Here is a 22,563-nt window from a genome sequence, read left to right as displayed (position 1 = left end):
GGTCATTAGGAGCCACCACTCGGTGGCTCCTAATGAAGACAATAGATATTGTTTTAGATATATCCCATGTGCAAATTAATGAAAAATATTCGAAGTTTTTTATTTCTATTGCTTTTGTGTATTTCTGGAACCCTAAACGCTCAGGAAAAAAGCAGCAAGATGAGCGAGGCTGCTCGTGAAGGTCAGAAGATGCAAAACAAACTGTATCCTCAGACGCAACTTCCCTTTTCGTATAACTACAGCCAGAAGATCGGTAGTAATAACGGTTCTCAGCAAAGTGAGTTTGCCTTTCAGCCGATTGTCCCCATCAAGCTCGGCACAGATTTGCAGTTGTTGTTAAATCCGATGCTGACCTTTAACCGCAATATCAACTACCCGCAGGCGATCAATCAATTACAGCCGGTACAGCTAGCCACTTTTTTTGCACCAAGATTTGCCGGGGATTGGTATATCGGCATTGGACCTTATTATCAAGCGCCTGCCTCCAATAATTTAAATGGATCCAGGCAAACAGGTGTCGGTGTTTCTGCCGGGGCTTTTTATACGCCTGATAACTGGGTGCTAGGTGTTGCGATGTATAACTCATGGGGAATTGGTAGTGATATGTCTGGTGGTTCCGCCAATATCTTGAATGTTCAGCCAACAGTTTCTTATACAACCAATGATGAGTGGTCCTACAATCTCTCCAGCCAAGTCACATTTGACTATTCAGCTAGAAATACGACGAATCAACTCACATTGAGTGGTGGAAAAACGATCAAAGTGATGGGACAGCATTGGCAGTTTCAAGTCGGCCCGACTTATATGGTCTCTGCAATTCCATCGAGTGCAAAAGGCTGGGGAGCTTTCTTTGGATTGACGACAAGCATTTCTGATTAAATTAATCTGGCAAGATTACTCATAACAGTATTTGACGCGGCGAACCTAATGAAATCGATGGATACGACGGATCTGAATCTTTTAACAGAGCAGATTTTTAGGGATGCAGCTTTTGGTCTGATCGTCCTGACAATTGTTCTCGCTTCAAACGCTTTCTTATTTATTCAAATTTATCTTTGGTACGTCAGGTCTTGTGCAATACTTTTAAACGCAAAGAATTTCAGTTTAATCATGCGTTTTGTTGTCGCGGTCTTACTGATGTCCCTTGTACAAGTGGCATCCATTTTGATCTGGACTGTCGCGTTATTTTCGATAGGATTAATAGAGGATCCTCGCTCCGCTATGCTATTTGCTGGCAGTTGCTATACGACACTTGGTATTTTTTCAGACTTACTTCCCCAGGGATGGAAATCAGTTGCATTTTATATTGCGTTTTCGGGTCTATTTTCTTTTGCAATTGCAACGTCATCCATGATCTCGATGATTTCGATTATTACTAAAAAAATCTATAAGACAGTGAAAAAAGTATAAAAATGGAATGAGATAAATCGCTCGGTTAATGACTTCTCCGCATCAAAATATCAAAGTGATCACTCGCAGAGGATGTTCTAAACACCTCACAGAAGCCCTCACATATTAAAAACTTGACGACGTCCTGATCTGCATGACGATTCGCATCAATCTCGATGTAGATATGAGTGATGCGATGCCAAAAATGAGTCAGTTTTAGCTGAGCAATAACGATGGGTTCATAACCTTCTGTATCAATTTTGATCAAGACCTGTTCGTCGTCGATCACTTCAATTATGTCGTTGAGGTCGACTCCTGAGATGCAATGAATAGTTTCGGTGATGCTGGCATGGTGATCATCCATGAGTGATGAGCCGCCTGAGTGGTTGGGTGTGATGCCGATGACCTGGTCTAGATTAGACCGACTGATTGCACACCTAATGCCTTGTACTTTATTGAATTGCTTGTTTAAAGAAATGTTTTTTATCAACATTCCATACGTGCTCTTAACGGGCTCGAAGGCCCATGCTTTTCTGCATAGTGGGTTGCGAGCGGCAATGAGAGAAAATAATCCTTGATTCGCACCGATATCTAAAAAGATAAAAGGTAATTTTTGATTATTTAGAAAATTAGAAAATTGATATCCATAGGTGCCTTTTAGGCAAAATCGAAAAGTTTGATCAGAGAAATTTGGGGTAAGTTTAATTTTATAAATTGAATGCAGACTTTTCGTATTGAGTAATTGACAGATGAACCAGTAAAGTTTGAAGGGAAGTTTATATAATTTTTGGAAAATAATTCTGAAAATATTCATGAGTCCGTGATGATGAAAACGTGAAACTTAAGGGCATCTGCGGACATCCGATTAAAGATCTTTAGGTGCAACAGGTTAAATATTCAGTGATTGGGATTAAGGGTAAGTGGAAGTGAAATCTTGGCACCAAGGCCACCAAGTTCTGAGGTAAATAAAATGAGTTCGCCGTCATAGACGGAACACAACTCTGATGCGATAGACAAGCCTAACCCACTGCCAGGCACGCGCTCATCCGCACGAATGCCTCTTTGCATGATTTTGTAGAGCTGGTCTGCTGCTACGCCTTTTCCATCATCTTCAATAGCAATACACAGCTGCTGGTTTTCGATATAAATTTTGATGCGGATTGTTGTCTGCGCCCATTTGCTAGCGTTATCAATAAGGTTGCCAATTATTTCCTGCAAAGTGTTTTTATCAATAGGAACGCAAATTGTGAGATCCTCTTGCATCACAACAAAATCTATATGCCGATCAGCATGCATTTTTTTGATCACACGAATGATTTGTTCGATGACAGGTGCGATAGGTGTTTGAACATAAGATCGTAAAGACACTGCATCGGTGCGGGCGCGCAATAACTGCTGATCTATTTGATTCTTTAACAATTCAATTTGCTCATTCATCAGTAGGGCGAGCTCAGACGGATGCTTTTTCTTTTGGAGCTCAGCTGTCGCTGCATTTGCCAGTACAGTGAGCGGTGTTTTCATCGCATGCGCAAAATCACCTGCGCGATTTTGAGCCTTGATAATCATCGAGTCCTGATGGTCTAGTACTTGATTGAACTCTTGCACCAAGGGTTGAACTTCGGCTGGAAACTCGCCTTCGAGGCGTTTGGTTTGTCCTGCGCTAAGTGCAATGAGCGCCTGCTGCAAATTACGTAAAGGTGTCAGAGCCAACATCACTTGAGCAATCGCAGCAAGGATGAGCGTCAACAGCAAGATGCCTAAAAAGATCACGAGTAAGCGAACCCAGTCCTGTATGGCTTGATCTAAATTTTTTGTTTCAGCGGCAACGCTGATACGCCAGACCTTCCCTGGCGCTTCTGATAATTTCACGACTTGTTCAAGCAGACGGATCGATTCTGCATTCGGCCCAACAGCCGTTCTGACTAGCTGTTTGCCGGCTTGATCCAACTCGGGTGAAACGTCTAGCGTGGAATCCCATAGTGATCGGGAACGTAGTACATCATGATGATGGTTGTCACTGATCTGCCAATACAGCCCCGACAGTGGTTGATTAAAGCGTGGTTCTGCTGGTTGCGTCTTGAGAAATGCTTTGCCGTCAGTGCTGACATCTAAGTTTGCAACAAGCTGAATGAGATATGTGCGTAGTTCTTGATCAAACTGCTTGGTGGCATGCGTTTTAAAAAGAATGGTGAGTACAGTACCCGTGATGATTAAGGCAATCGAAATCCAAAGGACTGTACCCAGCAACAGACGGGCACGCAAAGACTGATGCGCGCCACTCAACATGGAGCGAGAAAGACGTAGAGGAGCGTTCAAGATGGGCACACCAAGCGGTACCCGCCGCCGCGAACAGTTTCGATACTCCCGGGTGGCAGTTTCTTTCTGAGGCGACCGATGAATACTTCAATCGTATTGGAGTCTCGGTCAAAATCCTGTGCGTAAATGTGTTCGGTTAATACCGTACGACTGACTAATTCCTGTTGATGATGCATGAGGTAAGACAGGACTTTGAATTCATGACTGGTCAGAGAGATCGTCAAACCATCCACACTCACTTTGCCCGTTTTGGTATGTAGTTCAATCGTTCCACAACTTAATACAGGTGTTGCATGCCCCGCGGCGCGTCTGATGATGGCGCGCAAGCGGGCGAGCAACTCCTCCATGCGAAAGGGTTTCGCTAAGTAATCATCGGCACCTGCATCAATGCCGATTACTTTTTCGTTCCAGTTATCTCGTGCGGTCAAAATAATCACAGGTGTTGTGATCGCGGCATCGCGCCAGCTCTTGAGGACGCTGATGCCGTCCATGTGAGGAAGTCCAAGATCAAGAATGATGGCGTCATAGGGCTCATTCAGACCGAGAAACAAAGCTTGGCGCCCATCGGTTGCGCAATCGACAACGTAACTTTCGTCTTTAAGTGATGCGACAAGTTGAGCATTGATGGTGGGCTCGTCTTCGACGATGAGTATGCGCATGTTGATGTATGTGGGTAGAAGCTATTTGCGTTTATCAGAAATCACATCAGCATTTTTTGCGTCAACTTTGAGTTTTTGACGCAAGCCGTCTTTTTGAAGCAATTTAATTTCGTACATCCACCGCCCTTTTTCACGTTCAAGCTCGGCCTCAACGATTTGACCAGGATAGTCTTTTTCGAGCCTGGTCAGAATAGTGCTAAGTGGGAGGATTTCTCCAGATGCCAAGGCGGCACGAGCGAGGTCGTGATCATTGGAGCTTGCCATGACAAAACCGCTCGCGAAGGGAGCCATCATCAGTAGGAAGGCAAGATGCACAATCCAGTACTTGAACTTATTTTTCATGTCGCGATGGAGGGCGCTAAAGCCCGCTAGTCTCGGTAGGTGAAGGGCCCATTATGACCCAGCCAAGATGAACGTACGCTGAATGTTTTGTTCACTCCAGGTACAGGACGCAACGCGCATCATGCATATATCTCAACGAAACGCGTTCTTAGCCATGAAAAAAACTAACATCTTGATCGCCTTTTTAGCAGTGCTTGTCGTGTCTGCCGCTCAGGCTGCAGACACGACACCTCAAGCGCAACTCGAAAAGTGGACCACCGCCGCGGGTAGAGCAGGCGATGTGAGTAAAGGCGACCTTGTTTTTAATCAAAAGCATGGTGATGTCTGGTCTTGTGCTTCTTGTCACAACAGTCCTCCCACCTCTGCGGGTAAGCATGCCTCGACGTCTAAGCCCATCAAACCGCTGGCGCCCGCTTTTAATACTGAGGCGTTCACGGATACAGCAAAAATTGACAAGTGGTTTAAGAGGAACTGCCGAGATGTCATGAAGCGTGAATGTACGCCTGAAGAAAAAGTTGATGTACTGGCCTATTTGCTCAGCCTCAAAAAGTAATTGAAGGAATAACAAATGAAGATTAGAAATTTCTACTTATATTTTTTAGGCTTGATATTGAGTGCGAGTCTACAAAGTACGGCGTTCGCCGGCAGCGTAAACCTATTGCCCGCAACAGTTTCACCGAAGTATCAGCAAGAGTGTGCGGCGTGTCACCTCGCCTATCCTCCCGGCTTATTACCACGTCGCTCGTGGATCAGACTGATGAACAATTTGGAGTCGCATTTTGGTTCTGATGCCTCGATTGATCTCAAGGAGGTTCAAGAAATCAGTGTTTGGCTTGACGCCAATGCAGGAACGTATAAGCGTGTTCGTGCTGAGCCAAAGGATGACAGATTGACGGAGTCTGACTGGTTTGTTCGAAAGCACCGAAAAATTGAGGCGGAAGTTTGGTTAAGGGACTCTGTCAAGAGCAAAGCAAATTGTGCTGCTTGTCATACGCAGGCAGAACGCGGCAATTATGACGATGATGCCGTCATGATTCCGAAATGAAGGAGAGCAAAATGAGAAAAGTTGTTGATGCGGCGACGCGCACATACCACTGGTTATTTGCTGCGAGCTTTGTGGGCGCCTATATCTCCGCTGATAGTGAAAAATTTCGACTTTTACATGTCACCTTGGGCTATACGATGATCGGTTTGTTGGCCTTTCGTCTGCTCTGGGGAATCTTTGGTCCGCGGCATATGCGGCTAAGTGGAATGTTTAGAAAGCTGCAAGGATTTAGAACGCTGGTTGAGGCATTACGTTCGGGGCAATGGATGCAGACGACTCAGCTCAAGCAGAGTGCCAATTTGATGATGACGTCAATTATTGTGCTGTTGTTATTGTCTGTGATTCCACTCACACTAAGTGGATACGCGGTTTACAACGAGCTCGCCGGAGGGTGGTTAGAAGATGTGCATGAGTTCTTTGGCGAATTCATGCTGTTTTTGGTGCTCACGCATTTAGTGATGATTGCGCTTGTGAGCCTGCTAAGGCGTAGCAACTTAGCGAGATCGATGATCACAGGATATGTAGCAGGCCCGGGGCCGGACTTAATCAAGAGCGACTATAGAGTTGTTACAGCGACTTTGCTGTTGGGTGTAACAGCGTGGATGACATGGTATATTTTTTTTAATGAATGATTGGGCATTGAATTTATTTATTCAGGCAGACGCTCCATCAGTGCAGCACCGTAACCTGCGACATCAAGCTTGATCGCAGATACGGCCGCTTTGACGTCATGCCGTTGAAGTGCATCAATCAACTGCACATGCGGGTGCTCTTTGCCAAGATGAATAAATGGCTTTCGGTACAGAAAGGTTAATGAAGGGCCCGTCTGTGTCCAAAGTCCTTCGATGATGGCAAGTAAGTGCGGCATGTTGGCTGCTTGATATAGCGCGAAATGAAACTCATAATTTTTGGCTAGCGTTCCAGCCATATCTTCATTCAGTTTGTGGCGCATCATTTCTTTGTGCAGAGTGACAAGTTTTTTTATCTCTGTTTTGGTGATGCGCGGTGTTGCGTTTTCAACCGCCATTACTTCTAGATTTAAACGAACGGCTCTAAGCTCTTGAAGCTCTTCCCTACTGAGAACTGGAACTTGCACAGACTTTCCAGGTGTCATAGCGAGTGCGCGTTCTGATACTAATTGAAGTAGCGCCTCTCGAACGGGTGTTTGGCTCACCCCGAGACTTTCACTTAGCAAACGTAGTGTCAGTGTTTGACCGGGTAGAAGCTCGCCAATCATCAGGCGCTGCTTAATCTGGCGATAGATCGTGCCCGCCATATTTTCACGCGCCATGGGTGTTAAGAAAAAGGTCATGTCGACAGCCGAGCTGATAAGCGTGAGCAAATAAATAGTGTACTAGATTGTTTTTTTATACTTTATATTTTATAAAGTATAAATTGTGAATTGAATAGAATGGAATAAAAATGACAAGTTCTTTGTCCCCCCTGCGATCCTCAGGCCTGATGGTGCATGATACGGGTGCTCACGCCGTAGTGCGTGCGTTGAGACGCCATGGCGTCGATACGATATTTGGCCAGAGTTTGCCGAGTATGGTGCACCTTGTTGCGGAGAAGCAAGGTATCAGACAGATTGCATACCGTACAGAAAATGCTGGTGGCTATATGGCCGATGCCTACGCAAGAGTGAGCGGGAAAATCGGTGTGGTGACAGCGCAAAATGGACCTGCGGCAGCGCTCTTAGTGCCACCTCTCGCTGAGGCCCTGAAAGCATCAATACCCATCTTGGCCTTAGTGCAAGATGTGAGTGCTGAGCATACCGACCGCAATGCGTTTCAAGACCTCGATCATATCGGGATGTTTACAGCCGTCACAAAATGGGTGCGCCGAGTAGCTGATGTGTCGCGTATCGAAGACTATATTGATCAAGCCATGACTGCCGCATGTACAGGACGACCTGGGCCAGTCGTACTGATGTTGCCTGCTGACATTTTGTTGCAGCCCTACGGTGCCGCCAAGAGATCATATGAACTTGGTTACTACCCACTGGACCGTGTTGCAGCCTCACCTGAGCGCATTGCGGAGGCTGCTGAATTGCTTGTCAAGGCAAAAAACCCCATCATCATTGCCGGTGGAGGTGTGCATTTATCTCAGGCGCATCAAGCACTCGCAGCATTACAAGAACACTGCCATTTGCCAGTTGCAACAACGGTGATGGGGAAAGGTGTTGTTGATGAAACACATCCGCTTTCAGTGGGTGTCATGACATACTTTTTGGGTCCGAACGGCTCAGGACGATTTCAACGTCCACTCATTGAAAATGCGGATGTGGTGTTGCTGGTTGGTACCCGAACGAATCAAAACGGTACTGACTCATGGAAGCTATATCCAAAGGGTGCGATATATATCCATCTCGATATCGATGGTAACGAGGTGGGTCGTAATTACGAAGCAAAGAGACTGGTCGGTGACGCAAAACTGACCTTGGCGGCATTGAAAGACGCAATTGCAGTACTCAACAGTACCGTTAGAAAAAATGCACGAGAAAGCGTAGAGAAAAAAATCGCTGAAGGACGTGCAGCTTACATGAAAGAGTCCGAAGTGGTTAGAACTTCTGATGCTACGCCGATCCGGCCAGAGCGGATCATGCACGAAATCCAGTCCCAGTTAACTGAGGAATCAATCGTTGTCGCAGATGCGAGTTACTCGTCCATATGGATTGCAAACTTTCTAGTTTCACTCAAAGCGGGAATGCGTTTTATCACGCCGCGTGGCTTGGCTGGGTTAGGCTGGGGTTTTCCCATGGCGCTTGGTGTAAAGGTCGCACAACCACAGAAAGAAGTGTTTTGTGTGGTGGGTGATGGCGGTTTTGGTCACGTATGGTCAGAGCTTGAAACGGCAGCAAGAATGGGAGTAAAAGTCACGCTGATCCTCATCAACAATGGAATCTTGGGTTATCAGAAGCATGCTGAAAATGTGAAATTTGGCGATCACACTTCGGCTGTACATTTCACGCCTGTTGATCATGCTGCCATTGCGCGCAACAGTGGGTGTAATGGAATTAGAGTGACCGATCCGCAAGAGCTGGCAGGAGCGCTTGCGCAAGCCAGGAACAATACAGGCACAACCCTGATTGAAGTGCTGTGCGATGAAAATGCATTTCCTCCTATCACTTTCTATACGCCTGATGCAGTGGTGATCAAATGACGTCAAAGCGAATCGCAGTGGTGACGGGTGCGCGACAAGGCATTGGGCTTGAAACATCGAAAGCATTGTTAAACAGCGGACATTTCGTTGTGATGGTGGATCGTCAACCGTTTGATGGAGCTGCGCTCGCGGGAGCTAACCATGGAGCAAACATCTTGACGTACACCTTGGATGTGACGGACGACAGTGGCATATCAAGCCTGCATCAGACAATCAGTACGACTCTTGGAAAAGTGTCTGTGCTCGTGAATAACGCAGGGATTTCTCCCAAGCAGCCCGATGGAAAATCAAGTGGGATTTTGCAACTCGATCCTAAAGAGTGGGCGAAGGTAATCGAGGTCAACTTGACCTCTGTGATGCGGATGTGTCAGACGTTTATTCCGGATATGCAAGAACTGAAGTACGGAAGAATTGTCAGTATTTCATCGCTTGCAGGACGTTCAAAATCAGTGGTCGCGGGCCCAAGTTATATGGCGTCCAAAGCAGGTGTACTGGGGCTGACGCGTGCGATTGCCACGGAAATGGGGCCCTTCGGAATTACGGCAAATTGTGTCGCACCAGGTCGGATTTTGACAGAAATGGCATTGCAAGCTGGCGAAGAGGTCAATCGTCGTTATGCGGAGCAGATTCCCGTGAGACGAATCGGCACACCCGAGGAGGTGGGTCAGGCTGTCGCTTTTTTATGTGCAGAAAGCAGTGGGTTTATTAATGGCGCCACGATCGATATTAATGGTGGCTTTTTCATGTCTTAAGCGATGGCTGATATCGTGATACTTATAACAACGGAGCAAACATGATTCATAAAATAAAATTAGCGCTAGGTGGATTCGCATTGTTAGCAAGTGCGGGTATGGTGAGTGCTCAAAGCTTTCCGCAGCGCGAGGTGACATTGATCGTCAACTTTGGCGCAGGTGGTGCGACGGATGTGGCGTCGCGCGCGTTGGCTCAAGGCATGGAGGCGCCGCTTGGAAAACCTGTGATCGTGCAGAACAAGCCCGGTGCATTAGGCACCTTAACGCCCGCATATATCGCCAAACAAAAACCTGATGGTTATCAAGTGGGTGTTGTGACGTACTCAACAGTCGCCATCATGCCGCATTTAATGAACCTAACCTACACGATCAACGATTTTGAATTTGTGGCGGGCTTTGGTCGCTTCCGTTACGGCGTCGCAGTGCGCGCTGATTCTCCTTACAAAAACTTGCAGGACCTCGTCGCTGCAGCGAAGACAGGCAAGGGCATTTTCTTTGGTGCACCCTCTGCCCCAAACAATCTTGCCATGTTTGAGTTGGGTCGCGTCGCAGGCGGAAAGTTTGAGCAGATTAGTTACAAGTCTGGGACTGAAACTGTGACAGCTTTGTTGGGCGGCCAAGTGGAAGTGATTGTTCAAAACCCTTCTGATATCTTGCCACACATCACCAGTGGTAAGTTGCGCTTACTGGCTTCCGCCAGCCCGATGCGTTGGGTTGAACAGCCTAATGTGCCCACGATGAAAGAGCAGGGGTTCAATGTGGAGATTGACTCATGGATGGGGCTTGCCGTACCGAAAGGAACGCCAAAAGATGTCGTCGATAGGCTTCAGGCTGCAGCGCTCGCATCAGTCAAAAATCCTGATGTCGCAAAGCGCCTTGAGAGTCTCGGTGTAGATCCCTCTCCCTTGACGGGCAGGCAGTATGAGGAGACTTTGCAGACAGGATATGTAGAGATGGGTAAGGCGATTAAAGCTGCGAATTTACCTAGAATTAATTAAGAAGCAATGTATACGCGTGTGATAACTCACACGCGTATGACGACCTTAAGTGTTAGTCAAGTGTAGCGCCCGATTGCTTGACGATATCCGCCCACTTTTTTGCTTCGCTTTTATTGAAAGCCGCGAATTCTGCTGGCGTGGATCCCACAGGCTCAGCCCCCATTTTTTGATAAGCCTCGATGACTTGCGGGTTTTTGAGCGCAGCTTGTACATGCTTGGCCAATGTTTCAAGCACCGCAGGCGGTGTGCCTTTGGGTGCCCAATACCCATACCAGGTACTTATGTCAAAATTTGGGTAGCCACTTTCTGCAATCGTCGGGAGGTCAGGACGAGCCTTTGCCCGGTTGAGTGTCGTGACGGCAATCGGACGAAGTTTGCCTGCATCAATCAGTGCAGTAGCCGATGGCATTGAGTCGAACATGAGATCAATTTGCCCACCAGCTAAATCTTGAAGCGCAGGCGCGCTTCCCTTGTATGCAATGTGCTGCATATCAATGCCTGCCAAGCGCTTAAAAGACTCTCCAGCTAAATGCGGAGCAGAGGCAACACCGGAAGAACCAAAATTCAGCTTGCCACCCTTTTGTTTAGCATAAGCAACTAAGTCACTGACGCTTTTGATCGGGGAGTTGACGGGTACAACCAACACCAAGGGCACTTGGGCCAACTGTGAAATCGGCACAAAGTCATCAATCGCATTAAAGGTCATTTTTTTGTAGACACTGGGATTGATGACATGAATAGAGGCATTACCCAAAATAGTGTAGCCATCAGGCTCTGCGCGTGCGACCGCCTCTGATCCTATCATCCCACTCGCGCCGGCACGATTGTCAACCACGACGGACTGACCAATTGTTTTGCCCATCTCTGCGGCAACAACGCGAGCCGTTAAGTCGGTCGGGCCTCCTGGAGGATAGGGGACGACCAAACGGATTGAGCGATCTGGGTACTTGGATGCGCTTTGTGCGTTAGCTGTACCGACACTGAGCCCTAGAGAAAATGCCAATAGAGTGACTGCTAAAACGCAACGTCTTGTTGGTTGAATCATGATTTGTCTCCAGAAATTTTTATGGCTAGTTTGTGTAATACCTGCCGAGAATGTAAATCATTCAATGCTTGAGGTAACGCCTCCATTTCGTAAATATTGCTTGTCGTCGGGAATATTTTTCTCTCAAGAGTCAAGCGTTGGAGTGTGTCCATCATGCGCCGCATCTGAGGTTCGTGCAAAAGACGCTCATCGTTTGGGGTCCAGCCGATGTAACGACCGTAGTAAAACCCGTGGAGCGATAAGTTTTTAACCAACATGATATTTTGTGGTAACTGTGGTGGTCGACCAGCAGCGAAGCCGATACTCAAAATTTGTGCGCCATGAGAGGTTGCGGAGAGTGAGGTCTCCATGAGCTCCGCACCGACAGGATCGACGATGAGGTCGACACCACCCCGCACGAAAGCTTTAATTTTTTTAACCAACGCTTCATTTGGTGCCAGGACAAGTTGAGCGCCATGTGCGGCGGCAAGTGCACGCTTTTCTTCAGTGCTCGCGCAGGCAATGACTGTCGCACCTGTTGTGCTTGCAAGTTCAACGGCTGCAAGACCAACACCTGAGCCAGCACCAAGCACCAGTACGGCGTGAGAGGGCTGTAACCCAGCTTTCCAGAACAGTGCGGTGTAGGCTGTCCCATAAGAGAGTGTGAGCGGCAAGGCCTGAAGCCAATCTAAAGCAGGCAGTATGGGGTAGACCGTGTGGTGCGAAACGTTAATCTGCTGGGCGTAACACCCCCAGCGTGCAACACCCATGACGCGATCGCCGACTTTGAGGTGTTGAACGTGTTGGCCACAGGCTAAGACTGTGCCGACGAACTCTGTCCCAGGGGTGAAGGGCAAGGGCGGATCAGACTGATATTTTCCTCTGATCAGTAAATCAATGGCATGGCTGACCGTTGCGTAAGCCACTTGTACGGTGACTTCATTGTCTTTGGGAGGCGAAGGGTGACCAATATGCCTCACGCCGGCAACTTTGCTAGGATCCCCAAATTGCTCGCAGACAATGGCTTTCAATATTTGACCTCTAGAGGTGTCATTGTGCGTTGGGAAACTAAGCGCAACTCACAATCAGATTATTCATCTCAAGCTCTGCCATGTCGGTCATCTTGAGCAGGTTGTCTGCTAGATCAGATAATTCATCACTACGGAGTGCGGTGCTATCTTCCATATTGACGATATCGGTGTACATCTGGACGAGCTCTTCGAGAATATCGAGACTGTCGCCGATGTCTTCATCAAGCTCTAGGTTTTCCTGATCTTGAAAAAAACCGGTTAGAAATGCATCGAGCTCTTCGCCACGCAACTTAGCGTGCGCTTTCAGTTCGTTCAAGGATGTTGCTTTGTCTAAAGCAGTCAGGCTGAAGGGTTGCTCTGCATCGTCTTTGCCATGCGCTGCGAGTAAGCTCCAAAAATCTTCAAGAAAAGTTTTGGTGACTTCGTCGAGTTTTTCTTGTGAGGCAAGCTCTGGAAACTCTCCGTCCCACAAGGCATTTAATTCAAAGAGTGGATCGACGACATAAGGGCTTGCGATCGCCCCCATGAAGGCCGCCCGAACTTCATGAAATTGATAAGGACACTGATACTCGCTCAGCAGCGACTGAACGTGTTGATGAATAGAAACTGCTGAGCGTTGCATCATATATGTCCTAGTAGCCTACGGCTTCGCCGTCACGGCGGTGATCAGAACCTGCGACATAGGCGTAGGGCGCTTGATCTCCCTCGCCCGCGAGGCGTGAGATCAATTGCGCACTGCCGAAGTCAAGGCTGTCTGCAGGCGCGACGATAGGCTTGTGACCCATCGCACGCAAAGCATCGACGACAGCAGGGCTGACTGCAGCCTCGATCGTCAATTCGCCAGCATCGTTGATACGCCAGCGTGGCGCGTCCGAGCAGGCCTGTGGGTTGTGACCCTCAGAGATGTGACGCAACACCATTTGCATGTGACCCTGTGCCTGCATATTGCCGCCCATCACGCCAAACGCCATGGATGGCTTGCCATCACGTGTGATGAACGCGGGGATGATGGTGTGCATGGGGCGCTTGCCGCCGCCAACCAAGTTTGGATGTCCGGGGGTGGTGACAAAGCCCCAGCCACGGTTCTGCAGGGCGATGCCAGTCTTGGGGACGACGACGCCAGAGCCAAAGCCTTTGAAGTTTGATTGGATGTAGGACACCATGCGGCCTTCGGCGTCCGAGGTGCACAAATAGATCGTGCCGCCCGAAGGTGGCTGGCCTGGACCATAGGTGCCCGCCTTGTTGGGGTCGATCAGTTTGGCGCGCTCTTTTGCATAGGATTTGCTGAGCAACTCTTTGGCGGTGACTTTCATGAAGTCAGGATCTGCGACGTGTTCAAACAAGTCAGCAAAGGCGGCGCGCATGCATTCGATTTCAAGGTGCATACGCTCGGCTGACCCGGGCTTGGTCTGAGCGTAGGGCAGGTGCTCAATCAAGTTAAGGGCGAGCAGTGCGGTCAGACCCTGACCATTTGGTGGGATCTCATGAACGTCAACGCCTTGGTAGTTGGTCGAGACTGTACCGACCCAGTCGCAACGGTGCGCCGCCAAATCGGCTTCGTTGAGCACCGCACCGTTTTCACGGGCAAAGTCAGCAATCATTTTTGCCAGACGACCGCGGTAGAACGACTCGCCTTTGGTGCGTGCAATGTCTTCAAGCGTATCGGCTTGATCCGCGAATTTCCAGATTTCGCCCGCGGCAGGTGTGCGACCATCTTTCATAAAGGCTTCTTTGAAGCCCGGCTGAACGTGCAATTCTGCCGCTTGATCTTTCCACTGACGCGCAATCACAGGACTGACGGGGAAGCCTTCGCGCGCATGACGGATTGCGTCTTTAAACAAGTCTTCGAAGGGCAAATTGCCGAACTTGTTTGACAACTCAACCCATTGTGAAACGACACCCGGGACGGTCACGGACTCCCAGCCACGATGGGGCATGGTGGCCATACCCTTGAAACGCTCAGGCGACCAGGCAGCAGGCGCGCGGCCAGAGGCGTTGAGGCCATGTAGTGCTTTGCCGTCCCAGATGATCGCGAAGCCGTCACCGCCAATACCGTTCATCGTAGGCTCTACAACAGTCAGCGTGATCGCTGCGGCGAGTGCGGCATCAATGGCATTGCCTCCGCGGGCAAACGCAGCTGCACCTGCTTGTGAGGCGAGAGGCTGCGACGTAGAGACGAGATTGCGAGCAAGGACGGGTTGACGACCGGATTGGAAGGGCAGTTGCCAGTTCATGAGACGAGTGATTCCAGAAAAGTGAGATAGAGGAAATTATAAAGGGGCGCTCAAGGCGCCCCTTTGCTTGCGACCGCCTGTGTTAGGCGGTTTCGTGCAATGCTTTCTTGACTGTCGAGAAGATCTCTTCGATCTGACCTTCGCTGACGATCAGTGGTGGTGAAAAGGCCATGATGTCGCCAGTGAAGCGCGCCAACACACCTTTTTCCAAGCACTTGAGGAAGACGTCGTAAGCACGCGCACCCGGTGCACCGTCACGTGACTCCAACTCAACCGCGCCCATCAAGCCGAGGTTGCGAATGTCTTTGACATAAGGCTCGCCGCGCAGCGCGTGGATTTCTTTTTCGAACTTCGGTGCGAGGGCCAAAGAACGATCAAACAGTTTTTCACGGCGGTAGATTTCCTGAGTCGCCAAGCATGCTGCAGCAGCAGCAGGGTGGGCGGAATAGGTGTAGCCGTGGAAGAACTCAATTGCTGTACCTGGGCCTGCATTGACAATGGCGTCATGCACATGGCGGCTAGCGGCAACACCAGACATCGGAATCGCAGCATTGTTCATGGCTTTTGCCATCGTGATGATGTCAGGCGTCACGCCGAGCAATTCGCTGGCGGTCGCTTTGCCCAAGCGGCCAAAGCCGGTGATGACTTCGTCAAAAATCAACAGGATGCCGTGCTTGGTGCAGATTTCGCGCAAGCGCTGCAGATAGCCTTGTGGTGGCACCAGTACGCCTGTTGAACCAGCAACAGGCTCAACAATCACGGCTGCAATGGTGGAAGGATCATGCAAGGCGCACAAACGCTCGAGGTCATCAGCTAGGTGGGCGCCCCAAGCAGGCTGACCCTTGCTATAGGCCATTTCAGCCAAGTTGTGGGTGTGTGAAATATGATCGACACCGGGGATCAGCGCGCCTGAGTAGGCCTTACGGTTAGCCAAAATGCCGCCAACAGAAATGCCACCAAAACCGACGCCGCTATAGCCGCGCTCGCGACCAATCAGGCGCGTACGCTGTCCATCGCCACGGGCACGGTGATAGGCCAGCGCAATTTTCAAAGCAGTATCAACAGCTTCAGAGCCAGAGTTTGCAAAGAAGATGCGGTCGAGACCGGCTGGCATCACCGCTGCGATGGCTTTGGCCGCTTCGAAAGCAATGGGGTGCCCCATCTGGAAGGGAGGGGCATAGTCCAGTTCCATCATCTGCTTGTGCACGGCTTCGGTGATCTCTTCACGGCAGTGGCCAGCGTTGACACACCAGAGTCCTGAACTCGCGTCGAGTACTTTCTTGTCATCGACGGTCGTGAAATACATGCCTTTAGCACTTTTCAGAATACGGGGAGTTGCCTTGAACTGCTTATTGGCAGTAAAGGGCATCCAGAAATTTTCCATGTCCACTTCTTTGGACAGGCTGACGTTTTCGGTGATGGTGTTCATGGAAATCTCCAGTTAACGAGCGAATATCTCACTGTAACGGTTCTGCAGAGAAAATTGCCAGTACAGTTACGGCGATTTGTGGCAAACTGTATTGAGTTTCGGGTGTATCCGCCCATAACTGTACTGGTTTGTAACGGAATAACAGGCATGGCTACTAGTTTTTCGCTCACGCTCGACCGTCAGTCCTCCCGGACGCTGGTGGAGCAGATTGTGGAGTCAGTCAATCTGGCGATAGAGCGTCGAACCTTGCGAGTCGGTGACGCGTTGCCATCGGTGCGTGCGTTAGCCGCTACACATACTTTGAGTGCCTTTACCGTGGCGGAGGCCTATCAGCGGTTGGTGACAGCAGGGCGACTCAGCGCGCGCCGAGGTTCAGCTTATCGCGTTGCAGATTTGCGCACGGTATTGCCGACGGTCTCTCCCGTCTGGTCTGCCCCTAGTCTGAATGCAGCATGGCTATTGTCTGACGTGTTTGCAGATCACTCTGTCCCCACTAAGGCAGGTTGTGGCTGGATACCGGGTGAGTGGATTAACGAGAGCGGCCTGCAGCATGCCCTACGTGCGTTGAGTCGGGTGCCTGGTCCGCGCTTTGGTGGCTATGGCCACCCCTTTGGAATGGCTTCTTTGCGTGAACAAATCGCCACTTCCCTCAGACGCATTTCTTTACCGGCTGAAGCTTCAAATATTTTGATGACGCAGGGCGCGACGCAAGCACTAGATCTAGTGGTGCGCACGCTGTTGCGACCCGGTGACACAGTAATTGTTGAGGACCCATGCTATTGCAATTTGTTACAGATTTTGCAGTTGGCGGGTCTCAAGGTGATTGGCGTGGCACGTACGGCAGATGGTCACGATTTTGAACAGCTTGAGCGCGTTCTAAAAGAGTCTCGGCCTAAAGCGATTTTTATCAATACTGTATTGCAAAATCCTTCAGGCTCATCTTTGTCGACGGCCAGTGCCACACGCTTGCTTGAGATGGTGGCGCGTGATGGTGTGTGGGTGATTGAGGATGATATTTATCGAGAACTCGCACCACCCGAAGCGCCTTGCTTGGCAGCCATGGAGGGTTTAAATCGCGTGATCTATATCTCCGGGTTTTCTAAAACGATCACGCCCACCTTGCGCGTTGGCTATGTTGCCGCCCATGCGGATGTGCTGGCAGATCTCGCGCGCACCAAGATGGCGGTCGGTTTAACCTCATCAGAAGTGACTGAACGTATCGTATCGAATGTCTTGAGTGAGGGGCATTACGAGCGGCATCTCGATTTTTTAAAAAATAAGTTACACATTGCGCACACCCACGTTGTTGAAAAAATGCAGTCGCTCAACATGAAGATTTTTGAACAACCGGCGGCAGGATTGTTTCTCTGGGCGCAGCTACCCATTGCTGCGGAGCAAAGTGCTGGCGTTGCGACGCGTGCGCTGGCCCGTGGGATTTGGCTTGCGCCAGGATCGTACTTTCATCCTGGAGACCGGCTTTCAAATTGGTTTCGCTTCAATGTGGCCACCTCCGACAATGACGTCCTGTGGGAGTTTGTCCGAACGCTCGAACGGACTTAGCGATCAACGGCCAGATAAAGTGTTTCTTTGATTTCTTCCATCACCACGTAGCTTCTGGACTCGGCAGAGCCTGGCAGGCGCTTGAGGATTTCACCAAGCAATTGCCGGTATTTATTCATCTCGGGGAGCCGGGCTTTGATGAGGTAGTCAAAATCGCCAGAGACGAGGTGGCATTCCATCACTTCGGGCACATAACTGAGCTCTTTCTTTACTTTTTCAAAGACATCGTCAGACTTGGCCGAAAGTTTAATCTCAAGGAATACAAGTAGATTTTTTCCAAGCGCTGCTGGGTTGACCCGGGCGTAGTAGCCCATAATCACACCTTCACGCTCGAGTCTGCGCACTCTCTCGGAACACGGTGTTGCGGATAAGTTGACGCGCTCAGCGAGGTCGGTCATTGAAATGCGACCATCGCGTTGCAGGACATCTAGAATCTTGAGGTCAATCCGATCAAGTTGGCGCATAGTGCCTCCTAAGAGCTTCTATTTTAGTGATTTTCTCTGGAAACCTGTCAAAATTAAGCGTTCAGTTCCTTTATCCCTTTCTTTACTAAGAGAGCACCCATGTTTTTCAAAAACGCCCCTGAAGTCAAAGCCGCTGAAGTCTTCACGGAAATGCCTGCAGTCTTGCGACGAACCGGTGTGCGCTCGGAGTGGGCCGATGTCAACCGCGGCGGTGTGGCCATGGACTCGTTTTTGGAGGGGCCGGTGTTTGATGTGGCAGGCAACCTCTATGTCACGGACATTATTTTTGGCCGCGTGTTTCGGATCGACCCCCAAGGAGCTTGGACGCAAATTATTGAGTATGACGGCGAGCCAAACGGCATGAAGTTTTTGTCAAAGACAGAGTTGCTGATTACCGACTACAAAAATGGTCTGATGCGTCTCAATATTCAAACGGGCGATATCAAGCCATACCTGACAAGGCGCAATACAGAAGGCTTTAAAGGCCTCAACGACCTGACCTTCGACTCGAAGGGCAACTTGTATTTCACTGATCAGGGCCAGTCCGGCTTGCATGATCCAACGGGGCGTGTCTATCGCTTGCGCCCCTCGGGCCAATTGGATTTGTTGTTGAGTAATGTACCGAGTCCGAATGGTTTGGTGTTGTCTTTGGATGAGCGGGTGCTCTATGTGGGAGTGACGCGCGGCAATTGCGTTTGGCGCGCGCCACTGATGCCGGACGGGGGCGTGGCCAAGGTGGGCCAGTTCTTTACTTCTTATGGGCCCAGTGGTCCGGATGGCTTGGCGATGGATGCCGCGGGTAATTTGGTGGTGGCCAATCCGGGTCTAGGCTATGTCTGGCTGATCAACCCAAGGGGCGAGCCGATCGCGGTGTGGTCAAGTCCGAAATCCTCTGCCGTTACGAATATCGCTTTTGGAGGCGCGGACCGTCAAAGTCTCTTTTGTACAGAGTCAGAATCCGGCTCAATTTTGACCATGCGGATGCCCTATCCGGGCGCCATCGTGCATCAGCCCGAATAGCCTGATTTTTTCTACGTTTGTTTGTCGAAAGCATGCATGCTTTTTAGTGCGCCTGTGCGAAAATAGAGATTCATATTCCCCCTCTATTTTTAGCCGCTGGCAGCACATGAACATTGATCTTTTTATTCGTCGTTCCCTAAGTATTTTCGCGATCACGGCAGCGGCCTTTGTGGGGCACTTGCCCGCGGTGTCGGCCAAAACAGACGCGCCCATCCTCGTGCTGAATTCACTCAACGCCGATGTGAGTGTGATCGACCCCAAGACGTGGACAGAGATCAAGCGTGTGCCTGTCGGCAAAGAGCCTCACCATCTATACCTGACACCAGACGAAAAGTCGGTCATGGTGGCCAATGCCGAGGGCGATTCCATCACATTTCTCGATCCCATGACGGCCCAAGTGCAGCAGACGATGACTGGGATTGTGGATCCGTATCATCTACGCTTTTCGCCTGATATGAAGTGGTTTGTGACGGCGGCGAACCGCCTGAATCACGTTGATATTTATACCTGGGATAACAAAGGCGGGACATTCAAGCTCAACTTGGTCAAGCGCATTCCTGCTGGTAAGACGCCGAGTCACATTGCCATCGATAGCAAAAGCAAAATTGCTTACATTTCTTTGCAGGATAGTCATGAGCTCACCGCGATTGAGTTAGCCACGCAAAAGCGTCTCTGGACAGTTAAGGTCGGTAAAACACCTGCCGATCTATATTTGACCCCTGATGATAAAACGTTGCTGATCGGTTTGACCGGTGCCGCGGAAGTCGAGGCCTATGACGTCTCGAACGGAAAGGCGGTTCTTAAAACACGTATTCCAACAGGCAAGGGCGCACATGCCTTTCGTTCACAAGGTGACAAACGCCATGTGTTTGTGAGCAATCGCAGCGCGAACACCATCAGTCGCATTGATTGGAAGACGCTCAAGGTCGTGGATACGTATCGCACGCCTGCTGGCCCTGACTGCATGGAGATGATGGCTGACGGCAAGACCTTGTTGGTGACCACGCGCTGGGCAGGTAAGCTGTCGGTGATTGATCTGGAGAAAAAGGCCGTCGTCAAACAAATACCGGTCGGTAAGTCTCCGCACGGTGTGTGGACGCTCAATCATGCGAGCCGCGATTAAACATTTTGCGTCTTGGCTGTGCGTATTGTTGTTGAGCGCGCTTGCGCTCACGGCCGTCGCACAAACAGAGGGAGAGCAAGGTCACGCATTAGTGCTCGAGGCTTTAGTCGAGCCTGCAGCGGTTCCTGTTTCGCCAGTGTCTGTTGACGCTGCAGCTGACGCGGCATTAGCACCTCAACCCATTCCGGACTCAGTGCCGGGTACGAAGTCCCTGACCAGCGTATTACTTGAAATGCCTCCAGTGTGTGCCAAACCGCTGTATCTCACATTCGATACTGGGCATATGGAAATCGCACCTCTCGTGGAGGAAGTGCTATCAAGACAAAAGGTTCGCGCGACATTTTTTTTGGCGAATGAGCGCACGCGGACTGGCGGCGGAAGTCTCGATGAGGTTTGGGCGCCTTGGTGGAAAAAGCTCAGCCAGCAAGGCCATATGTTTGCATCGCACACGTACGATCATGTGTACTGGCAGGCTGATTTGCCAGACGGCAATTTCAGAGTGCGGGCAAGTGCAGGTCCTCTAGAGGGAAAGCTGCAGACTTGGTCTGCTCAGGACTACTGTCGCGAGTTAAAGCGCCCTGTTGATCGGTTTATGCAAATGACCGGTCAACAGATGTTGCCACTTTTTCGGGCCGCGGGGGGGCGTACGTCGCCAGCTTTACTCAAAGCTGCTGCCGAGTGTGGGTATGCGCATGTGGGTTGGTCGCCAGCAGGGTTTTTAGGTGATGAATTGTCCAGCGAGAAGTATCCTAACCAAATGCTGCTTGAGCGCGCTTTGCGCAACATTCGCAGTGGTGATATTTTGCTCGCGCACCTTGGGATCTGGTCACGTAAAGACCCATGGGCACCGGTCGTGCTGGAGCCTCTTATTCAAGGCTTAAAAGAAAAGGGATTTTGTTTCGCAACAATCGACACGCATCCGGCTTTTCGGGCTGTCTCTCAATTACCTAAGTGAAAGCAATGATCAATACTGCAATTGAAATGTTTGATTCCGCCCAGCAATGGCTGTTTGAGCTGATTGTCCAGCCCACTCTTTTTGCCTTGGGGCTGAGCGGTTTTATCGAAGATGCCTATGACGGGACCATGTGGTTATTGATTGGCTTACTGCAAATCGCATTAATTGTCGTGGTGTTCGGTGCGTTGCAGAGGTGGCGCCCTGTAGAGCCTCTGGTGGATCGTCACCAAGTTCGTATCGATATTTTGTATACCCTGATCCATCGCCTTGGTTTGTTTAGAGTGATTTTGTTCTTTTCGATTCAGCCCCTTTGGGATGCGTTGGCTGGGCAGGCAAGTGTCTCTGGTTTCTCAACGTTTCACATCGATCAGATATGGCCAGGCGTGACAGACATTGCCTGGGTCAGTTTTATCATGTATTTGTTAATTTTCGATGCGGTTGATTATTTCTATCATCGCGCGCAGCATCGATTTGCTTGGTTTTGGAGTTTGCATGCTGTGCACCACAGTCAGCGACAAATGACGATGTGGAGCGACAATCGTAACCACATCCTGGATAGTGTTTTGCGCAGCACGGTATTTGTTTTGGTGTCCAAGTTAATTGGTGTGCCACCCGGACAATTTATTTTGATTGTGGTGTTGAGTCAGTTGGTTGAAAGTTGCTCGCACGCAAATATCCGTATGTCTTTTGGCAAAATTGGCGAGCGTTTGCTGGTGAGTCCAAAATTTCACCGCTATCATCATTCGATTGAGTATGACGAGTCGACAGCAGGACGGGCGCATGGGCACAATTTTTCCGTACTGTTTCCGATCTGGGATATCTTGTTTGGCACGGCGCGTTACAACACCGCCTATGTCAAAACTGGCATTCACGACCAAGAGCCCGAAGGCGGGAACAGAGATTATGGGCGCAGTTTCCTTTCTCAGCAGTGGCTGGGTTTGCGACGAATGTTTGGCTCTAAGACGGCAGGTTTTGAGAGTAGCCAGCAAAGATAAGCCTTCAGTTGTTTGACAAAAAAAAGCGGTGTGGATCTTTCGATCCACACCGCTTTTTTTACCAA

Annotated in this window: 24 protein-coding genes; 13 read left to right on the top strand and 11 right to left on the bottom strand. The window is 49.8% G+C overall.

Features of this window, described 5'->3' with window-relative positions; translation table 11 throughout:
* Nucleotides 1-78 precede the first annotated feature (78 nt).
* Nucleotides 79-879 (top strand): hypothetical protein, encoded by an 801-nt coding sequence (locus WBJ47_RS07070; RefSeq protein ID WP_422242884.1) that lies wholly within the window; start codon nucleotides 79-81, stop codon nucleotides 877-879.
* Between the two features lie 48 nt (nucleotides 880-927).
* Nucleotides 928-1,410, top strand: coding sequence for a hypothetical protein (locus tag WBJ47_RS07065; protein WP_422242883.1), 483 nt, complete (start codon nucleotides 928-930; stop codon nucleotides 1,408-1,410).
* Nucleotides 1,411-1,435: 25 nt separating this feature from the next.
* Here the strand turns inward: WBJ47_RS07065 and WBJ47_RS07060 are convergent, their stop codons facing one another.
* The 4 genes from WBJ47_RS07060 to WBJ47_RS07045 all read right to left on the bottom strand — a co-directional run bounded on the left by WBJ47_RS07060 (nucleotide 1,436) and on the right by WBJ47_RS07045 (nucleotide 4,706).
* Entirely contained in the window at nucleotides 1,436-2,203 is a 768-nt protein-coding gene (locus WBJ47_RS07060; protein ID WP_422242882.1) for an FkbM family methyltransferase, read from the bottom strand.
* 83 nt (nucleotides 2,204-2,286) lie between these two features.
* Nucleotides 2,287-3,705, bottom strand: coding sequence for a sensor histidine kinase (locus tag WBJ47_RS07055; protein ID WP_422242881.1), 1,419 nt, complete (start codon nucleotides 3,703-3,705; stop codon nucleotides 2,287-2,289).
* On the bottom strand, nucleotides 3,702-4,364 hold the full coding sequence (locus WBJ47_RS07050; protein WP_422242880.1) for a response regulator transcription factor: 663 nt from the start codon (nucleotides 4,362-4,364) through the stop codon (nucleotides 3,702-3,704). The genes WBJ47_RS07055 and WBJ47_RS07050 overlap by 4 nt, the downstream gene beginning before the upstream one ends.
* A 21-nt stretch (nucleotides 4,365-4,385) precedes the next feature.
* Nucleotides 4,386-4,706 (bottom strand): PepSY domain-containing protein, encoded by a 321-nt coding sequence (locus WBJ47_RS07045; RefSeq protein WP_422242879.1) that lies wholly within the window; start codon nucleotides 4,704-4,706, stop codon nucleotides 4,386-4,388.
* A gap of 154 nt (nucleotides 4,707-4,860) precedes the next feature.
* Between WBJ47_RS07045 and WBJ47_RS07040 the strand changes: the two genes are divergently transcribed.
* Genes WBJ47_RS07040 through WBJ47_RS07030 form a run of 3 tightly spaced genes read left to right on the top strand, consistent with a single transcriptional unit; the run spans nucleotide 4,861 to nucleotide 6,383 of the window.
* Nucleotides 4,861-5,259, top strand: coding sequence for a DUF1924 domain-containing protein (locus WBJ47_RS07040; RefSeq protein WP_422242878.1), 399 nt, complete (start codon nucleotides 4,861-4,863; stop codon nucleotides 5,257-5,259).
* Between the two features lie 15 nt (nucleotides 5,260-5,274).
* Complete coding sequence (locus WBJ47_RS07035) at nucleotides 5,275-5,751, top strand: diheme cytochrome c (RefSeq protein WP_422242877.1); 477 nt, start codon at nucleotides 5,275-5,277, stop codon at nucleotides 5,749-5,751.
* Between the two features lie 11 nt (nucleotides 5,752-5,762).
* Nucleotides 5,763-6,383, top strand: coding sequence for a cytochrome b/b6 domain-containing protein (locus tag WBJ47_RS07030; protein WP_422242876.1), 621 nt, complete (start codon nucleotides 5,763-5,765; stop codon nucleotides 6,381-6,383).
* 17 nt (nucleotides 6,384-6,400) lie between these two features.
* Here WBJ47_RS07030 and WBJ47_RS07025 read toward each other — a convergent pair whose 3' ends face one another.
* Nucleotides 6,401-7,063 carry a GntR family transcriptional regulator gene (locus WBJ47_RS07025; protein ID WP_422242875.1) on the bottom strand — a complete coding sequence of 221 codons (663 nt, stop codon included), beginning with the start codon at nucleotides 7,061-7,063 and terminating at the stop codon, nucleotides 6,401-6,403.
* A gap of 110 nt (nucleotides 7,064-7,173) precedes the next feature.
* On the opposite strand from WBJ47_RS07025, the gene WBJ47_RS07020 reads away from it, so the two are divergent.
* From WBJ47_RS07020 to WBJ47_RS07010, 3 genes are read left to right on the top strand one after another with little or no spacing between them, the layout of a single operon-like run.
* Nucleotides 7,174-8,913, top strand: a complete 1,740-nt coding sequence (locus WBJ47_RS07020) for an acetolactate synthase catalytic subunit (RefSeq protein WP_422242874.1) — start codon at nucleotides 7,174-7,176, stop codon at nucleotides 8,911-8,913.
* Nucleotides 8,910-9,665, top strand: coding sequence for a 3-oxoacyl-ACP reductase (locus tag WBJ47_RS07015; protein WP_422242873.1), 756 nt, complete (start codon nucleotides 8,910-8,912; stop codon nucleotides 9,663-9,665). The genes WBJ47_RS07020 and WBJ47_RS07015 overlap by 4 nt, the downstream gene beginning before the upstream one ends.
* 41 nt (nucleotides 9,666-9,706) lie before the next feature.
* The gene (locus tag WBJ47_RS07010; protein WP_422242872.1) at nucleotides 9,707-10,663 is read left to right on the top strand and encodes a Bug family tripartite tricarboxylate transporter substrate binding protein; all 957 of its coding nucleotides are present in this window, start codon (nucleotides 9,707-9,709) and stop codon (nucleotides 10,661-10,663) included.
* Between the two features lie 52 nt (nucleotides 10,664-10,715).
* On the opposite strand, the gene WBJ47_RS07005 is transcribed toward WBJ47_RS07010, so the two are convergent.
* The 5 genes from WBJ47_RS07005 to WBJ47_RS06985 all read right to left on the bottom strand — a co-directional run bounded on the left by WBJ47_RS07005 (nucleotide 10,716) and on the right by WBJ47_RS06985 (nucleotide 16,381).
* Nucleotides 10,716-11,708 carry a Bug family tripartite tricarboxylate transporter substrate binding protein gene (locus WBJ47_RS07005; protein WP_422242871.1) on the bottom strand — a complete coding sequence of 331 codons (993 nt, stop codon included), beginning with the start codon at nucleotides 11,706-11,708 and terminating at the stop codon, nucleotides 10,716-10,718.
* Nucleotides 11,705-12,718: an NADPH:quinone oxidoreductase family protein gene (locus tag WBJ47_RS07000; RefSeq protein WP_422242870.1), complete on the bottom strand. Its 1,014-nt coding sequence runs from the start codon at nucleotides 12,716-12,718 to the stop codon at nucleotides 11,705-11,707. Before WBJ47_RS07000 ends, WBJ47_RS07005 begins: the two co-directional genes overlap by 4 nt.
* A 37-nt stretch (nucleotides 12,719-12,755) precedes the next feature.
* Nucleotides 12,756-13,343, bottom strand: a complete 588-nt coding sequence (locus WBJ47_RS06995) for a hypothetical protein (protein ID WP_422242869.1) — start codon at nucleotides 13,341-13,343, stop codon at nucleotides 12,756-12,758.
* A gap of 7 nt (nucleotides 13,344-13,350) precedes the next feature.
* Nucleotides 13,351-14,952, bottom strand: coding sequence for a gamma-glutamyltransferase family protein (locus WBJ47_RS06990; RefSeq protein ID WP_422242868.1), 1,602 nt, complete (start codon nucleotides 14,950-14,952; stop codon nucleotides 13,351-13,353).
* 82 nt (nucleotides 14,953-15,034) lie between these two features.
* On the bottom strand, nucleotides 15,035-16,381 hold the full coding sequence (locus tag WBJ47_RS06985) for an aspartate aminotransferase family protein (RefSeq protein ID WP_422242867.1): 1,347 nt from the start codon (nucleotides 16,379-16,381) through the stop codon (nucleotides 15,035-15,037).
* A 147-nt stretch (nucleotides 16,382-16,528) separates the two neighbouring features.
* On the opposite strand from WBJ47_RS06985, the gene WBJ47_RS06980 reads away from it, so the two are divergent.
* Nucleotides 16,529-17,941, top strand: coding sequence for a PLP-dependent aminotransferase family protein (locus WBJ47_RS06980; protein ID WP_422242866.1), 1,413 nt, complete (start codon nucleotides 16,529-16,531; stop codon nucleotides 17,939-17,941).
* Here WBJ47_RS06980 and WBJ47_RS06975 read toward each other — a convergent pair.
* Entirely contained in the window at nucleotides 17,938-18,405 is a 468-nt protein-coding gene (locus WBJ47_RS06975) for a winged helix-turn-helix transcriptional regulator (RefSeq protein ID WP_422242865.1), read from the bottom strand. The two genes, WBJ47_RS06980 and WBJ47_RS06975, sit on opposite strands and share 4 nt — an antisense overlap.
* Before the next feature lie 99 nt (nucleotides 18,406-18,504).
* Between WBJ47_RS06975 and WBJ47_RS06970 the strand changes: the two genes are divergently transcribed.
* The 4 genes from WBJ47_RS06970 (at nucleotide 18,505) to WBJ47_RS06955 (ending at nucleotide 22,498) form a co-directional block, all read left to right on the top strand.
* A complete protein-coding gene (locus tag WBJ47_RS06970) occupies nucleotides 18,505-19,425 on the top strand; it encodes an SMP-30/gluconolactonase/LRE family protein (RefSeq protein WP_422242864.1) in 921 nt (306 codons plus the stop codon).
* A 106-nt stretch (nucleotides 19,426-19,531) separates the two neighbouring features.
* A complete protein-coding gene (locus WBJ47_RS06965; RefSeq protein WP_422242863.1) occupies nucleotides 19,532-20,548 on the top strand; it encodes a YncE family protein in 1,017 nt (338 codons plus the stop codon).
* A gap of 232 nt (nucleotides 20,549-20,780) precedes the next feature.
* Entirely contained in the window at nucleotides 20,781-21,503 is a 723-nt protein-coding gene (locus tag WBJ47_RS06960) for a polysaccharide deacetylase family protein (protein WP_422242981.1), read from the top strand.
* Nucleotides 21,504-21,508: 5 nt separating this feature from the next.
* Nucleotides 21,509-22,498, top strand: a complete 990-nt coding sequence (locus WBJ47_RS06955; RefSeq protein ID WP_422242862.1) for a sterol desaturase family protein — start codon at nucleotides 21,509-21,511, stop codon at nucleotides 22,496-22,498.
* Nucleotides 22,499-22,563: the final 65 nt, after the last annotated feature.

Source organism: Zwartia sp. (genome assembly GCF_049655405.1).
Lineage (GTDB): Bacteria > Pseudomonadota > Gammaproteobacteria > Burkholderiales > Burkholderiaceae_B > Zwartia.
Note: the sequence above shows the minus strand (reverse complement) of the source record. Positions and strands in the feature narration are given on the sequence as shown.

Bases quoted from the DNA above. Each gene is read 5' to 3' on its own strand.
- WBJ47_RS06980 (WP_422242866.1), top strand. From the start codon at position 16,529: ATGGCTACTAGTTTTTCGCTCACGCTCGACCGTCAGTCCTCCCGGACG.
- WBJ47_RS06970 (WP_422242864.1), top strand. From the start codon at position 18,505: ATGTTTTTCAAAAACGCCCCTGAAGTCAAAGCCGCTGAAGTCTTCACG.
- WBJ47_RS07035 (WP_422242877.1), top strand. From the start codon at position 5,275: ATGAAGATTAGAAATTTCTACTTATATTTTTTAGGCTTGATATTGAGT.
- WBJ47_RS07025 (WP_422242875.1), bottom strand. From the start codon at position 7,063: ATGACCTTTTTCTTAACACCCATGGCGCGTGAAAATATGGCGGGCACG.
- WBJ47_RS07010 (WP_422242872.1), top strand. From the start codon at position 9,707: ATGATTCATAAAATAAAATTAGCGCTAGGTGGATTCGCATTGTTAGCA.
- WBJ47_RS07015 (WP_422242873.1), top strand. From the start codon at position 8,910: ATGACGTCAAAGCGAATCGCAGTGGTGACGGGTGCGCGACAAGGCATT.
- WBJ47_RS07060 (WP_422242882.1), bottom strand. From the start codon at position 2,203: ATGAATATTTTCAGAATTATTTTCCAAAAATTATATAAACTTCCCTTC.
- WBJ47_RS06975 (WP_422242865.1), bottom strand. From the start codon at position 18,405: ATGCGCCAACTTGATCGGATTGACCTCAAGATTCTAGATGTCCTGCAA.
- WBJ47_RS07020 (WP_422242874.1), top strand. From the start codon at position 7,174: ATGACAAGTTCTTTGTCCCCCCTGCGATCCTCAGGCCTGATGGTGCAT.
- WBJ47_RS07040 (WP_422242878.1), top strand. From the start codon at position 4,861: ATGAAAAAAACTAACATCTTGATCGCCTTTTTAGCAGTGCTTGTCGTG.
- WBJ47_RS06990 (WP_422242868.1), bottom strand. From the start codon at position 14,952: ATGAACTGGCAACTGCCCTTCCAATCCGGTCGTCAACCCGTCCTTGCT.
- WBJ47_RS07065 (WP_422242883.1), top strand. From the start codon at position 928: ATGAAATCGATGGATACGACGGATCTGAATCTTTTAACAGAGCAGATT.
- WBJ47_RS06965 (WP_422242863.1), top strand. From the start codon at position 19,532: ATGAACATTGATCTTTTTATTCGTCGTTCCCTAAGTATTTTCGCGATC.
- WBJ47_RS07005 (WP_422242871.1), bottom strand. From the start codon at position 11,708: ATGATTCAACCAACAAGACGTTGCGTTTTAGCAGTCACTCTATTGGCA.
- WBJ47_RS07050 (WP_422242880.1), bottom strand. From the start codon at position 4,364: ATGCGCATACTCATCGTCGAAGACGAGCCCACCATCAATGCTCAACTT.
- WBJ47_RS07070 (WP_422242884.1), top strand. From the start codon at position 79: ATGAAAAATATTCGAAGTTTTTTATTTCTATTGCTTTTGTGTATTTCT.
- WBJ47_RS06995 (WP_422242869.1), bottom strand. From the start codon at position 13,343: ATGATGCAACGCTCAGCAGTTTCTATTCATCAACACGTTCAGTCGCTG.
- WBJ47_RS06960 (WP_422242981.1), top strand. From the start codon at position 20,781: ATGCCTCCAGTGTGTGCCAAACCGCTGTATCTCACATTCGATACTGGG.
- WBJ47_RS07030 (WP_422242876.1), top strand. From the start codon at position 5,763: ATGAGAAAAGTTGTTGATGCGGCGACGCGCACATACCACTGGTTATTT.
- WBJ47_RS06985 (WP_422242867.1), bottom strand. From the start codon at position 16,381: ATGAACACCATCACCGAAAACGTCAGCCTGTCCAAAGAAGTGGACATG.
- WBJ47_RS06955 (WP_422242862.1), top strand. From the start codon at position 21,509: ATGATCAATACTGCAATTGAAATGTTTGATTCCGCCCAGCAATGGCTG.
- WBJ47_RS07045 (WP_422242879.1), bottom strand. From the start codon at position 4,706: ATGAAAAATAAGTTCAAGTACTGGATTGTGCATCTTGCCTTCCTACTG.